This window comes from Streptomyces beijiangensis (assembly GCF_017315755.1).
Taxonomy (GTDB): domain Bacteria; phylum Actinomycetota; class Actinomycetes; order Streptomycetales; family Streptomycetaceae; genus Streptomyces; species Streptomyces beijiangensis.
This window is the reverse complement of record NZ_JAFLRJ010001387.1, coordinates 1-219: the sequence shown is the minus strand read 5'-3', so window position 1 is coordinate 219 and position 219 is coordinate 1. Positions and strand designations below refer to the sequence as shown.

The following is a 219-nucleotide window of genomic DNA, read 5'->3' as shown; positions in this document are numbered from 1 at the left end:
CAAATACGGCGCGGGCAAGCAATCTCAATTCTTTAATGTAAACCCCGAATGCTTCCCCAAAAGACATCTCCCTGTGATCTGACAATGTTTCCACATTTTCAATTCCGTTTGCTCCGCACCAGCGCGCCTGTGCAAACGGCAGGTCAGCGCTGATCGTATACACTTTCACCGAACCGAGGCCTGCGGCTTCTTCGTTAAAGCGGCGGGTCTGTGCGTCAC

General features: G+C 52.5%; 1 protein-coding gene. It reads right to left on the bottom strand.

The window, feature by feature from the left end; all coding sequences use genetic code 11:
* The coding region (locus J0695_RS46465; RefSeq protein ID WP_505383651.1) for a redoxin family protein at positions 1–219 on the bottom strand (219 nt) is incomplete at both ends.